Annotated in this window: 11 protein-coding genes; 5 read left to right on the forward strand and 6 right to left on the reverse strand. The window is 72.8% G+C overall.

All coding sequences use genetic code 11. The features are described from left to right. Positions 1-20 precede the first annotated feature (20 nt). From thrS to ACZ6TI_RS29550, 4 genes are read right to left on the reverse strand one after another with little or no spacing between them, the layout of a single operon-like run. Positions 21-2,009 carry a threonine--tRNA ligase gene (gene thrS, locus ACZ6TI_RS29535; protein ID WP_465348436.1) on the reverse strand — a complete coding sequence of 663 codons (1,989 nt, stop codon included), beginning with the start codon at positions 2,007-2,009 and terminating at the stop codon, positions 21-23. A 12-nt stretch (positions 2,010-2,021) separates the two neighbouring features. Continuing rightward, complete coding sequence (locus ACZ6TI_RS29540) at positions 2,022-2,951, reverse strand: ADP-ribosylglycohydrolase family protein (RefSeq protein ID WP_465348437.1); 930 nt, start codon at positions 2,949-2,951, stop codon at positions 2,022-2,024. Between the two features lie 45 nt (positions 2,952-2,996). Beyond that, positions 2,997-3,779, reverse strand: coding sequence for a TIM barrel protein (locus ACZ6TI_RS29545; RefSeq protein ID WP_465348438.1), 783 nt, complete (start codon positions 3,777-3,779; stop codon positions 2,997-2,999). Beyond that, positions 3,776-4,783 carry a Gfo/Idh/MocA family oxidoreductase gene (locus ACZ6TI_RS29550; protein WP_465348439.1) on the reverse strand — a complete coding sequence of 336 codons (1,008 nt, stop codon included), beginning with the start codon at positions 4,781-4,783 and terminating at the stop codon, positions 3,776-3,778. Before ACZ6TI_RS29550 ends, ACZ6TI_RS29545 begins: the two co-directional genes overlap by 4 nt. 82 nt (positions 4,784-4,865) lie before the next feature. On the opposite strand from ACZ6TI_RS29550, the gene ACZ6TI_RS29555 reads away from it, so the two are divergent. The 5 genes from ACZ6TI_RS29555 (at position 4,866) to ACZ6TI_RS29575 (ending at position 10,726) form a co-directional block, all read left to right on the forward strand. Then, complete coding sequence (locus ACZ6TI_RS29555; protein WP_465348440.1) at positions 4,866-5,864, forward strand: LacI family DNA-binding transcriptional regulator; 999 nt, start codon at positions 4,866-4,868, stop codon at positions 5,862-5,864. A 143-nt stretch (positions 5,865-6,007) separates the two neighbouring features. Next, positions 6,008-6,697, forward strand: coding sequence for a response regulator transcription factor (locus tag ACZ6TI_RS29560; protein WP_465348441.1), 690 nt, complete (start codon positions 6,008-6,010; stop codon positions 6,695-6,697). Between the two features lie 134 nt (positions 6,698-6,831). Then, positions 6,832-8,100 carry a HAMP domain-containing sensor histidine kinase gene (locus ACZ6TI_RS29565; RefSeq protein ID WP_465348442.1) on the forward strand — a complete coding sequence of 423 codons (1,269 nt, stop codon included), beginning with the start codon at positions 6,832-6,834 and terminating at the stop codon, positions 8,098-8,100. Positions 8,101-8,456: 356 nt separating this feature from the next. Continuing rightward, entirely contained in the window at positions 8,457-10,532 is a 2,076-nt protein-coding gene (locus tag ACZ6TI_RS29570; protein ID WP_465348443.1) for an RICIN domain-containing protein, read from the forward strand. A gap of 35 nt (positions 10,533-10,567) precedes the next feature. Continuing rightward, positions 10,568-10,726 (forward strand): hypothetical protein, encoded by a 159-nt coding sequence (locus tag ACZ6TI_RS29575; protein ID WP_465348444.1) that lies wholly within the window; start codon positions 10,568-10,570, stop codon positions 10,724-10,726. Here ACZ6TI_RS29575 and ACZ6TI_RS29580 read toward each other — a convergent pair. Together ACZ6TI_RS29580 and ACZ6TI_RS29585 are read right to left on the reverse strand one after the other, a co-directional pair. Continuing rightward, positions 10,708-11,724, reverse strand: a complete 1,017-nt coding sequence (locus tag ACZ6TI_RS29580; protein ID WP_465348445.1) for an adenosine deaminase — start codon at positions 11,722-11,724, stop codon at positions 10,708-10,710. The genes ACZ6TI_RS29575 and ACZ6TI_RS29580 overlap by 19 nt on opposite strands. Positions 11,725-11,733: 9 nt before the next feature. Next, entirely contained in the window at positions 11,734-12,483 is a 750-nt protein-coding gene (locus ACZ6TI_RS29585) for a trans-aconitate 2-methyltransferase (protein WP_465348446.1), read from the reverse strand. Positions 12,484-12,550: the final 67 nt, after the last annotated feature.

Genomic DNA, 12,550 nt, shown 5'->3' on the forward strand with positions numbered 1-12,550 from the left:
TCTCGCTCACGCGCCTGAGCCTACGCGGCGGCGACCTCAGCGGCCGACGGTCCGGTGTTGACCCGGCTGCGAACCACCTCGGTCACGTGCGCGACGGCCTCGGCGATCGGCACGCCGTTGCGCTGCGACCCGTCGCGGTAGCGGAACGACACCGTGCCGGCGGCCACGTCGTCGTCGCCGGCGATCACCATGAACGGGATCTTCTGCTGCTGCGCGGTGCGGATCTTCTTCTGCATCCGGTCGTCGGAGAAGTCGACCTCGGCCCGGACGCCTTCCGTGCGCAGGGTGTCCACAAAGGATTCGAGATAGGAAGCGTGGTCGTCGCGGATCGGGATGCCGACCACCTGCACCGGCGCCAGCCACGCCGGGAACGCGCCCGCGTAGTGCTCGGTCAGCACGCCGAAGAACCGCTCGATCGAGCCGAACAGCGCGCGGTGGATCATCACCGGGCGCTCGCGGCCGCCGCTGGCCGCCGAGTATTCGAGGCCGAACCGCTCGGGCAGGTTGAAGTCGACCTGGATGGTGGACATCTGCCAGGTGCGCCCGATCGCGTCCTTGGCCTGCACGCTGATCTTGGGGCCGTAGAAGGCCGCGCCCTCCGGGTCGGGCACCAGGTGCAGCCCGGACTCCTCGGCCGCGGACCGCAGCGCCTCGGTGGCCTTCTCCCAGTTCTCGTCGGTGCCCACCGACTTCTGCGGGTTGCGGGTCGACAGTTCCAGATAGAAGTCGTCCAGCCCGTAGTCGCGCAGCAGGTCGAGCACGAAGCGCAGCAGCGACTTGAGCTCGCCGTCCATCTGCTCCTCGGTGCAGAAGATGTGCGCGTCGTCCTGCGTCATGCCGCGCACCCGGGTGAGGCCGTGCACGACGCCGGACTTCTCATAGCGGTAGACCGTGCCGAACTCGAACATCCGCAGCGGCAGCTCGCGGTAGGACCGCCCGCGGGACCGGAAGATCAGGTCGTGGAACGGGCAGTTCATCGGCTTGAGGTAGTAGGTCGCGCCCTCCATCTCCATGGGCGGGAACATGCCGTCCGCGTACCAGCCGAGGTGGCCGGAGGTCTCGAACAGGTCCGCCTTGGTGATGTGCGGGGTGTTCACGAACGAGTAGCCGGCCTGCTCGTGCTTGATCCGCGAGTAGTTCTCCATCTCGCGCCGGATGATGCCGCCCTTGGGGTGGAACACCGCCAGGCCGGACCCGATCTCGTCGGGGAAGGAGAACAGGTCGAGGTCGGCGCCCAGCTTGCGGTGGTCGCGGCGGGCCGCCTCCTCGAGCATGCGCAGGTGGTCCTTCTGCGCGTCGCGGGTCGGCCACGCGGTGCCGTAGACCCGCTGGAGCTGCGGGTTCTTCTCGCTGCCCCGCCAATAGGCCGCCGCGCTGCGCATCAGCTTGAACGCCGGGATCAGCCGGGTGGTCGGCAGGTGCGGGCCGCGGCACAGGTCGCCCCAGATGCGGTGGCCGTCCTTGGGGTCGAGGTTGTCGTACGCGGTCAGCTCGCCCGCGCCGACCTCCATGACCTCCTCGGCGTCCACCTCGCCCTTGATGTCCACCAGCTCGAGCTTGAACGGCTCGTTCGCCAGCTCGACCTTGGCCTCGTCCAGCGACCCGTATGCCCGCCGGCGGAACAGCTGCCCCTGCTTGACGATCTCCTGCATGCGCTTCTCGAGCTTGGCCAGGTCCTCCGGCACGAACGGCTTGGCCACGTCGAAGTCGTAGTAGAAGCCGTTCTCGATCGGCGGACCGATGCCCAGCTTGGCCTCGGGAAAGAGGTCCTGCACGGCCTGCGCGAGCACATGCGCGGTGGAGTGCCGCAGCACGTTCAGCCCGTCCGGCTCGTCGATCGCCACCGGGGTGACCTCGGTCTCCAGCTCGGGCACCCAGTCGAGGTCGCGCAGCCGCCCGGCCGGGTCGCGCACCACCACGATCGCCTTGGGCCCGTTCGCGGGCAGCCCGGCCGTGGCCACCGCGTCGCCTGCGGTGGTGCCGGCCGGGACGACGAGTGGTGCAGACACGGTGGTTCTCCTTCAGACAGGCGGGTGGAAATCGCCCCCGATGCTATCCGCCGGGCCGAGCCAGGCGGGGAGCGGCTCGCGCGCGGCGGTCCAGGCCGCCGGCACACCCTCCTCCCCCGTGTACGCCGCGACGACCCCGCCCGCGATCGCCGAGGTGGTGTCCACGTCCCCGCCGGCGACGACGCACGCCGCCACGGCCGCCGGGAAGTCGTCCAGGAAGCGTGCGGCGACCCAGAGCGCGAACGGCACGGTGTCCTCCGCCATCGCCCGCGCGCCGGCCCCGAGCTCGTACGCCGCCCGCTCCACCCCGTCGATCGCCCGCGCCCTCTCGATGCCGTCGCGCACCCGCCCCGGCGGGGTGTGCGCGAGCACCGCCCCGAGCAGGTCCGGCCGGACGCCGTCCAACCGGCCGGCAGTCGCCACCGCCCCGGCCACCGCCACCGCGACGCCGCCGGCGATGCCCTCCGGATGGGCGTGGGTCACCTCGGCCGCCCGAGCGCCCTGGGCGGCCGCGTGCGCAAGCGAATCCGCATGCCACGCCCCCAGCGGCGCGGCCCGCATCGCGGCGCCGTTGCCCGCCGACCCCTGCCCGTCGAACGCGGCCGCCGCGGCCACCGGCCAGGGCAGCCCCTCGCGGATCTGCCGGAGCATCACGACCGCGCCGGGCCCATAGCCCCGATAGGGATCGTGATGCCGACCGAGCAACTCGGCGAACCGGTCCCGGTCGAAGTCGCCCTCACCCAGACAGGCGACCAGGCAACAGGCTTCCTCGGTGTCATCGGTCCACGGCCACGGCGCATCGGGCACGCGGGCGTCGAGCAGGTCCCGGGCGAAGTTCCCCGGCACGAAGTATTGAGCGCCGAGCGCGTCACCGACGCTGAGCCCGGCCAGACTGTCCAGCGCGAGGCGCCGGCGAGCATCCACAAAGAGCGTAAAAGTCATGGTCACCTCGACCCTAACCGTCCCGCGCGGCCGGCGCAGCCCCGATCAGGCGGTGCTGAACGCGTCGCGGAAGCGGGCCAGTGCCACTTCCGGGTCGCCGGAGGCCCAGGCCTCCAGGCCCACCACACCCTGGTAGCCGAGCCGGCGCAGGGCGGCGGCGACGGCCGGGTAGTGGATCTCACCGGTGCCGGGCTCACGCCGGCCGGGGACGTCCGCCACCTGGATCTCCCCGATGACGGGCAGGGCCCGCTCGACCAGCTCGATCAGGTTCCCCTCGCCGATCTGCGCGTGATAGAGGTCGAGGTTCATCCGCAGGTGCGGGCTGTCGACGGCGGCCACCAGCGCCATCGTGTCGGCGGCCGGCGCGAACGGCGTGCCCGGGTGGTCGACCGCGGTGTTGAGGTTCTCCAGCGTGAAGACGCGGCCGGCGCGTTCCCCCAGCTCGGCGAGCCGGGTCAGGGTGCGCGCCGCGGCCAGCCACATCGCCGGGGTGACCACGGCGGCGGGGATGACCGGGAGCCCCCGGTCGTCCAGCCCGGTGCCGTGCACGTTGAGGCGCGGGCAGTCGAGTTGCTCGGCGACCCGCAGCGAGAGCTCGGCGGTGCGCAGCAGCTCGTCGGCGCCGGCCGGGTCGGTCAGGCTGCCACCGAGATAGCCGGTCATGGACGAGAAGGTCGCGCCCGTCGTCGCCAGCGCGTCGACGTCCTTGGTGGCCCAGTTCCACATCTCGACCTCGAAGCCGAGGTCGGCGATCCGCCGGACACGGTCGGCGAACGGCAGGTCAAGGAAGATCATTTCGGCGCAGGCCGCCAGCCGGAAGCCGTTCACTTCGCCACCTCGTCCAGCCGGACCGGCCGGCCGGCGCGCACCGACTCGCCGGCGGCCAGGGCGATCGCGAGGGCGGCACGGGCGTCCTCCCCGGTCACCGGCGGCGCGGCGCCGGTGCGGACGGCGTCCACGAACGCCGCCAGCTCGGCCGTGTACGCGTCGGCGAAAAGCTCCTGGTCACCGCGCACGGTCTCGGCGATCCGGCCACCGGCGCCCGAGAAGGTCATGGTGCTGCGGCGGCCGTCGCCCAGGGTGGCCATCCCGCCCGCCGCGAAGACCTCGCCGCGCACGTCGTAGCCGTACGCGGCCTCGAAGCAGGCCTCCGCCGTGCCGACCGCGCCGTTGTCGAAACGCACCGTCACCACGGCCGTGTCGAGCAGCCCGCGGTCCCGCCAGTCCGGCTCGACCAGGGCGTCGGCGACCGCGTACACCTCGACCGCGGCCGCGCCCGGGTTGAGGAACCGCAGCGTGTCGAAGTCGTGGATCAGCGTCTCGAGGAAGATCGTGTCCGGCGCGACCCGAGCCGGGTCGAAGCCGCCCGGGTCGCGGGTGAGCGAGCGCAGCAGCCGTGGCGCGCCGAGCACTCCGGTGTCGAGCAGCGACCGGGCCGCCCGCCAGTCCGGGGCGAAGCGCCGGTTGAATCCCACCTGGAGCACCACGCCGGCGGCGTGGGTGGCGTCGATCGCCCGGTCGGCGTCGGCCAGGCTCAGTGCCATCGGCTTCTCGCAGAAGACGCCCTTGCCCGCCTCGGCGGCGGCGACCACCAGGCCGGCGTGGAACCGGGCCGGCGCGGCGATCACCACCGCGTCCACCTCCGGGTCGGCCCACACCTGCGCCACGTCGGTGTAGACGCGGTCGGCGCCGAGCGACGGCGCGCCCGGCGCCGGATCGGCGACCGCGACCAGGCGGGCGTCGGGCAGCCGAAGGCGCACCGTTTCGCCGTGATAGGAGCCCATCCGGCCGGATCCGATCAACGCGACGCCGATTTCCCTGGAACGTTCCATAGCAGCGAGCGTGCGTCATCGGAACCGGCGGCGTCAAGGCCCGTAGCTGGAACGTTCCAGGTGGGGCGATTAGGGTGGGCGGGTGCAGAGCGGAGATCGCCGGGCGACGCTGACCGACGTGGCGGCGCGGGCCGGCGTGTCCAAGTCGCTGGTCTCGGTCGTCATGCGCGACGAGCCGGGGGCGAGCGCCGAGACCCGCCGGCGGGTGCTCGATGCGGCGGACCAGCTCGGCTATCACCCGGACAGCCGGGCGCGGCTGTTGCGCAGCGGCCGCAGCCGGCTGCTCGGTGTGGTGTTCGGCATCCAGCACGACTTCCACGCCGATCTGGTCACCGACCTCTACACCGCGGCCCGCGAGACCGGCTATGAACTCGCGCTGAGCGCCGTCACGCCGGACCGCGAGGAGAAGGAGGCGATCGCCGGCCTGCTGCAGGACCGGTGCGAGGCGCTGATCCTGCTCGGGCCCCGGTCGCCGGCGGCGCGACTGGCTCAGCTCGCGGACCGGCTGCCGGTGATCGTGCTCGCCCGCGGTGTGCGCAGCCCGGCGGTCGACGTGATCCGCACCGCCGATGCCGACGGCCTGCGGCAGGGCGTCGACCACCTGGTCGGGCTCGGCCACCGCCGGATCGCGCACATCGACGGTGGCCGGGCGCCCGGCGCGGCCGACCGGCGCCGCGGTTACCGCGACGCCATGCGCCGGCACGGCCTCGACCGCGAGGCACGCGTGCTGCCCGGCGGCCTCGGCGAGGAGGACGGCGCCGCTGCCGCCACCGAGCTGGCGGCGGACCCGCCGACCGCGGTCGCCGTCTTCAACGACCGATGTGCCACCGGCGTGCTCGACGTCTTCGCGCGGCGAGGGCTGAGGGTGCCTCAGGACGTGAGCGTGGTCGGTTACGACGACAGCCGGCTGGCCCGGCTCGCCCACGTCGACCTGACCACGATCGCTCAGGACAGCGCGGCGATGACCCGGCTCGCCGTGGGCCGCGCGATCGATCGCGTCGAGCGGACCCCGGTGCCGCATCGCGAGATCATGGTGCCGCCACGCCTTGTCGTCCGCGGCACCACCGCGCCGCCGACCTGATCACCCGGGGTTGTCAAGGGCTGGGCGACGAACTGTGTCCGGAAAGGCCGTCGAAGACGCGTCAGCCATAACTCTCCGTCATGGACTCCGTGCTCTGCATCACGCTTTAGGCGTTCCTTGCGGTGAGCGCTACGGTGCTTCGCATGGCCACGGTGTTGCTCGTCGAGGACGATCACGTCGTGCGCGGTGCGATGCTCCGGTCGCTGGCCGATCGGGGGCATGCCGTGCACGCGGTGGGCACCGCTCTGGACGCTCTGCGCCGGGTTGCCGCGGAGACCCCGGACCTGGTGGTGCTCGATCTCGGGCTGCCGGATCTGGACGGGTCCGACGCACTGCGCATGCTGCGCGGCATCACGGACGTGCCGATCATCATCGCCACCGCGCGCGACGACGAGCAGACCGTCGTGCGGCTGCTGCGGTCGGGCGCGGACGACTACATGGTCAAGCCGTTCACCGGGGCGCACCTGGACGCCCGGATCACCACCGTGCTGCGCCGGGTCGGACGGGCCAGCCGGTCCGCCCAACCGGCCGTGCACGAGGTCGGCGAGCTCCGGGTCGACGTCGGCGAGCGCAGCGCGACGCTGGGCGACACCCCGCTCGCGCTGACCCGCAAGGAGTTCGACCTGCTGGCCTATCTGGCCGCGCGCCCGGGCCGGGTGGTGTCCCGGCGGGAGCTGTTGGAGGAGGTATGGCGACAGCCATCGGTCGGCGAGGACCAGACGATCGACGTTCACCTGTACTGGCTGCGTCGGAAACTGGGCGAATCCGCGGCGAAACCGCGCTACCTGCGCACCGTGCGGGGAGTCGGATTCCGGTTGGTGGCGCCGGACTGAGAGCCCGGCTGGCGGCCGTCAGTGCCGCCACCACGGGCATCGCCGCCCTCGCCTTCCTCGTCCCGCTCGGCTGGGAGCTGCGCTCCGATCACCGCGACGAGGCCCTGGCCGCGGCCGAACGGCAGAGTTCCATGGTGGCCGGTGCGCTGACCGCGGCGGCCGGCCGGGACGGCGTCAACGCGGCCATCGCGGCGGCCGGCGGTCAGCTGACCGTGCACGCGCCGAACACCACGGCCGGCACCAAGGCGACCGCGGCGGAGGTGACCGAGGCGGCCCGGGGCACGGCAGTGCTCACCGTCGATGCGGACGGCGGCCTGGTGCATCTGCGGCCGGTCACGGTCGGTGACCGTACGTCGGTGATCGAGGTTTTCGTCCCCGAGGATCAGCTGTCCGCCGGCACCGCCCGCGACCTGTGGCTGCTGTTCGCCGTGGCCTTGGCGCTGGTCGGCGGCTCGGTGATCGTGGTGGACCGGCTGGCCCGCGGCGCGGTCTCGTCGGCCCGCGGGCTGGTGCAGGCGGCGCTCGCGGTCGGCGGCGGTGACCTGGGCGTGCGCATCCAGCCGTCGGGCCCGCGGGAGCTGGCCGAGGCGGGCTACGCGTTCAACCGGATGGCCGACCGGCTGATCACCTCGCGCACGAGCGAACGCGAGATGATGGCGGACCTGTCGCACCGGCTGCGCACCCCGCTGACCGTGCTGCGGCTGGACGTCGAGGCGCTGGACCCGGACGACACCCACATCGGCGAGTTCTCCGCGGCCGAGCTGGACCGGCGGCGCGGCATCCGGCGCATCCGACAGGCCGTGATCACTTTGGAGGAAGAGGTCGACCAGCTGATCAACACCACCCGCAAGGCGGTCGCCGCGCAGGTGGCCGCCGCCCCCGAGGTGGGCGTGTGCGACGCCGCCGAGGTGGTCCGCGAGCGGATGGTGTTCTGGGCCGCACTGGCCGGCGACCAGAACCGGCAGCACCGCGTGGTCGGCGCGCACCTGCGGATCCCGGTGCAGGTGGCGAAGGCCGAGCTGGCCGCGGCGCTGGACGCGATCCTGGGCAACGTCTTCCGCTACACGCCGCAGGGCTGCGCGTTCGAGGTGGGCATCTCGCGGCGCGACGGCTGGGTGGCGGTGCGGGTGGACGACGCCGGCGGGGGCATCCCCGACCCGGAGCGGGCCATGAAACGCGGCGAGAGCAACCAGGGATCGACCGGCCTGGGCCTGGACATCGCCCGGCGCGCCGCGCAGTCCACCGGCGGCTCGGTGAGCCTGGACCGGGCGGCGATGGGCGGGGCCAGCGTGGTGATGCTCTTCGCCGACGCGGACGCACCCCCGAAACAGGCGAGCCGTTTCGGTCTGGTAGGAAGACTGGCCCGGGAACGTGATCCGATCCGGCGGCGCCGGCCGCACTGATGAGCCGGGAAACGCGAGCAAAACAGCACGGCGCAGGTGAATTACTCCGGACGGTACATGACTTGCTTAGATCTGTATTAAAGGCGTTCCCCTGGCGCTTCCGGGCTGGCACGCTCCACACCGATCCCATCCGGCTTCCCGGTCCGAAGCCCGCAGTTCGTCCCCGCTATCCGGGCCGGCGAAGCTCCCGCGCGGTGGGAGGCGGTAACCCCATAACCCCCTCCCACCGCGCACCCGCCCACCGAGGAGATGTGTTGTCCGCGCACCGACGGTCTGCGCTTCGCAAGGCCGCGGGAGTTCGACGCTTGGTGCGCAAACGCCGTGGCGTCCTACGGCTACTCCCGGTAGCGCTGGGGGTGACCATCCTCGGTCTGGGCTCGGTGGCCGGGCCCAGCATCGTGACCGGCGTGTGGAACGGCGCCGGCGATTCCGGCGAGCAGCAGATCGAGCTGGCCGGGCTGCCCGCGGACAGTCCGGCGGAGGGCCTGGTCTATGACGGGCTGACCCCGGCCGGCGCGGACTCGCTGTGCGCGGGCGCCTACGAGATCGACGAGCTGACCTGTACGCACGGACCGGACGCCGCGCCGGCCGGCCTGCGGGTGACCCGCCCGGTGGCGTCGGTGACCGCCAAGTCGCCCGAGCCGGCCCAGCCGCAGCGCGAGTCCGACCGCGTCCCGCCGGACGCCGAGATCGTCCGCGACCAGGGCGGCAGCCTGCTCACCGCGGGCAAGCCGGCGCTGGTGCCGGACGCCGCACCGGGCGACGCCGACTTCGTGATGGGCAACCACGACGTGGCCTGTGAGGGCGACGGCCGCACCGGCAAGCGCGTCCAGGTGGTCTATCTGCACGAGTTCGGCACCCCTAGCCGGTTCACCGACTTCGACGGTTCGATCCGGGTCTGGTCGGCCGGCGTGGACGCGATCTTCGACGCCTCGGCGGCGGAGACCGGCGGCTCGCGGCACATCCGGTTCGTGACCACGCCGTCCTGCCGGGTGGACGTCGCCGAGGTGCAGCTGCCGCGCGGCGGGCTGGCCTCGTTCAAGGGCTCGGTCGAGGCGCTGCAGACGCTCGGCTACAACCGCACCGACCGCAAATATCTGCTCTTCGCCGACACAGGAGTCTACTGCGGGATCAGCACCTACGTGGCGGACAAGCGGGCCGGCGCGGGCAACCGCAACAACGGCGGCCCGGCCTATGCCCGGGTGGACTCCGGCTGCTGGAGCTCGGTGGCGGCCGCACACCAGCTGACCCACTCGTTGGGCGCGATGCTGCGCGACTCGCCCAACGCGACCGGCGCGGGCGGCTGCACCGACGACTTCGACCTGCTGTGCGGCCCGGACCGCAGCGGCAAGGCGATCCGCTCGGTGTGCCCGAAGAAGCACGAGAACCGGCTGGACTGCGGGCACGACGACTACTTCAGCACCAACCCGGCCAAGGGCAGCTATCTCGACAAGAACTGGAACGTCGCGGAGAGCGAGTTCCTGCTGCGCGGGGACGGCGGCGACGACATCCCGGACGTGCCCGGCGCGGTGGTGCCGGACGTGCCGGCCGCGCTGCCCGAGCCGTCCGAGCCGGGCCCGTCCGAGCCGGCCCCGGATTCGTCCGCGGTGACCGGTGGCGACGCCTCTGACGGTGGCGGCGACGCGCCCGGCCCGGACCCGTCCGCCGCCGGCAACAATCCGGCCGCCGACCCGATCGCGCCGCCCGAGCAGCCGCAGCCCGACGCGGGCAAACCGCCGGTGGAACGGGCCGCCGCGCCGGTGCAGGCCTTCCTCGAGGTACGCGAACCAGCCAGCAACTCGGTGCGCCTGCTGTGGGGCGAGGTGGCGCCGGGCGCCCGCTATCAGGTGGCGGTGGACGGCGTGCCGATCGCCACCACCACCGCCACCCGGGCCCGGCTGATCGGGCTCCGGCCGGCCACCTCCTATCAGGTGACGATCAGCAGCCCGGGCCACGAATACCTGGCCAAGTCGCCGGCCCAGACCGCGCCCGCCGCCCGGCCGTCGCAGAACTCCTGGTTCGTGCTGCAGAACGCGCTGACCGGCGGCGCCGCCGACCTCTATGCGGCGCGCACGGCGAACGGCACGGCGATCACGCTGAGCGGCTCGGACGGCGACTCCCAGCAACAGTGGATGCTCGTGCCGGCCGGCAAGGACGCGTTTTCGCTGCGGTCGCGGGCCACCGGCAAGTGCGCCGGGCCGCTGGGCGGAAACCCGGTGGCCGGCACCCCGCTGGTGCAGGTCGACTGCGCGGACGACAGCGGGTCGCGCTGGGAGCTCCAGCTGTCCCCGTACGGCTTCACCTTGCGCACCGCCGTCGGCGACCTGGTCGCCGGCGTGGGCGAGCAGCGATTCGGCGCACAGCGCCTGCTCGTCCTGCAGAACCCGGGAGCGGACTCGCGGCACCAGAGCTGGACCGCCGTCCCGGGATGATCCCGGCGGCCGGCCGGGGGAAGGGAATCACCGCCATGAGAACCGACCTGGAGACACGACCCATCGTCGACGAGGACGAGCCGCGGCCCCGGTTCCGCCGGCGCCGCCTGATCCGCTGGGCGGTGGTGCTGACCGTCGGCATCCTCGCCGTGCTGGCGGCCTGGCAGGAGCCGCTCTACGCGCTCCGCCACTGATCGATCTCGTCCCGCAGCGCCGCCTTGCCCGCGGCCGGCAGGAAGGACGCGTCGACCGCGGCGCGGGCGAGGTCGGCGACCCCGGCCTCGTCCAGGTCCAGCAGGCGGGCGGCCACCGCGTACTCCTGCTCGATCGTGGTGCCGAACATCGGCGGGTCGTCCGAGTTGATGGTGACCGGCACGCCCGCCGCGACGAGAGCGGGCAGCGGGTGCTCATCGAGGCTCGGCACCGCCCGGGTGCGCACGTTCGAGGTCGGGCACACCTCGAGCGGGATCTGATTCTCGGCCAGATGGGCCAGCAATCGCGGGTCCTGTGCGGCCGCGATGCCATGCCCGATTCGTTCAGCGCCGAGGTCGTGCAGGGCGGCCCAGATGGTCTCCGGTCCGGTGGTCTCACCGGCATGCGGAACGCTGTGCAGCCCGGCCGCCCGGGCCTTGTCGAAATAGGGTTTGAACTGCGGCCGGGGCACTCCGATCTCCGGTCCCCCGAGGCCGAAACTGATCAGTCCGTCGGGTCGCTCGTCCAGGGCGATCCGGAGCGTCTCCTCGGCGGCCGGCAGGCCCGCCTCGCCCGGGATGTCGAAGCACCAGCGCAGCTGCACGCCGAAGTCGGCGGCGGCGCTCGCCCGCGCGTCCTCGATCGCCGTGCAGAACGCGGGCGCCGGGATGCCGCGCCGCACGTGTGAGTACGGAGTCACGGTGAGCTCGGCGTAACGCACATTGCTGCGGCCCAGCTCCCGGGCGATCTCATAGGTCAGCATCCGGACGTCCTCGTCGTCGCGGATCAGGTCGACCACGCTCAGATAGATCTCGACGAAGTGGGCGAAGTCGCGGAACGCGAAGTAGTCGGCCAGCGCCGCCGGGTCGGCCGGCACCGGGCTGGATCCCTCGTGCCGCGCCGCCAGCTCGGCCACGATCCGCGGCGACGCCGAGCCCACGTGGTGCACGTGCAGCTCGGCTTTGGGCAGGCCGGCGATGAACGAGGTCAGATCCGACATCGAAAGCTCCTAAGCGATCTGGGCCACCACGAAGATGCGGCGGAACGGGAAGGCCACCCGGCCGTCGCGCACCGGGTATGCCGCCTCCAGCCGGGCCGTCAGCGCATCCCGGAAATCCTGCCACGCCGCCTCGTCCAGGCTCGCCTTGACCGGCCGCAGCGCGGTCCCCTCCATCCAGCGCAGCACCGGGTGCCCGGAGCCGTCCGCGGCGAGCAGGTGCAGATAGGTCGTCTCCCAGGCGTTGACCCGGGCGCCGGCGAGCAGATCCGCATAGTCCGCCGGGTCGTCCACCGGCGCCTCGCGCAGCACCTCGGCGGCCGGGGTGCCCGACGCCACCGCACGCAGCGCCCGATGCGACGGCGCGTCGAAGTTGCCCGGCACCTGCATGGCGATCCAGGCGCCGGCCGGCAGCTCGGCCGCCCAGCGGCGCAGCAGATCCTGATGGCCGGGCACCCACTGCAGCACCGCGTTGGTCACCACCACGTCGACGTCCGGCCCGGGCGTCCAGTCCCGCACGTCGCCGACGCCGAACCGCAGCCGATCGCCGGCCGGCGCCTTGGCGATCATCTCGGGCGACGAGTCGATGCCGCTCACCGCGGCGGCCGGCCAGCGGTCGGCCAGCGTGGCGGTCAGCTCGCCCGGCCCGCAGCCCAGGTCGACGACCGCCCGCGGCTTCTCGGCGCCGATCTGGGCGACCAGGTCGAAGAACGGCCGGGCCCGCTCGGAGCCGTAACGGTGGTAGACGGCGGGATCCCACATGACAACCTCCGGACCTTCCAAACCGTACGTACGTCTTGCAAGACTTTAGCAGAGCGACCGATAGGCT

It is taken from the genome of Actinoplanes sp. NPDC051388, from assembly GCF_055586225.1.

What these genes read in the sequence shown, in the direction of transcription:
- ACZ6TI_RS29580 (WP_465348445.1), bottom strand. Translation starts at nt 11,724, where the DNA reads ATGTCGGATCTGACCTCGTTCATCGCCGGCCTGCCCAAAGCCGAGCTG.
- ACZ6TI_RS29575 (WP_465348444.1), top strand. Translation starts at nt 10,568, where the DNA reads ATGAGAACCGACCTGGAGACACGACCCATCGTCGACGAGGACGAGCCG.
- ACZ6TI_RS29550 (WP_465348439.1), bottom strand. Translation starts at nt 4,783, where the DNA reads ATGGAACGTTCCAGGGAAATCGGCGTCGCGTTGATCGGATCCGGCCGG.
- ACZ6TI_RS29540 (WP_465348437.1), bottom strand. Translation starts at nt 2,951, where the DNA reads ATGACTTTTACGCTCTTTGTGGATGCTCGCCGGCGCCTCGCGCTGGAC.
- ACZ6TI_RS29585 (WP_465348446.1), bottom strand. Translation starts at nt 12,483, where the DNA reads ATGTGGGATCCCGCCGTCTACCACCGTTACGGCTCCGAGCGGGCCCGG.
- ACZ6TI_RS29560 (WP_465348441.1), top strand. Translation starts at nt 6,008, where the DNA reads ATGGCCACGGTGTTGCTCGTCGAGGACGATCACGTCGTGCGCGGTGCG.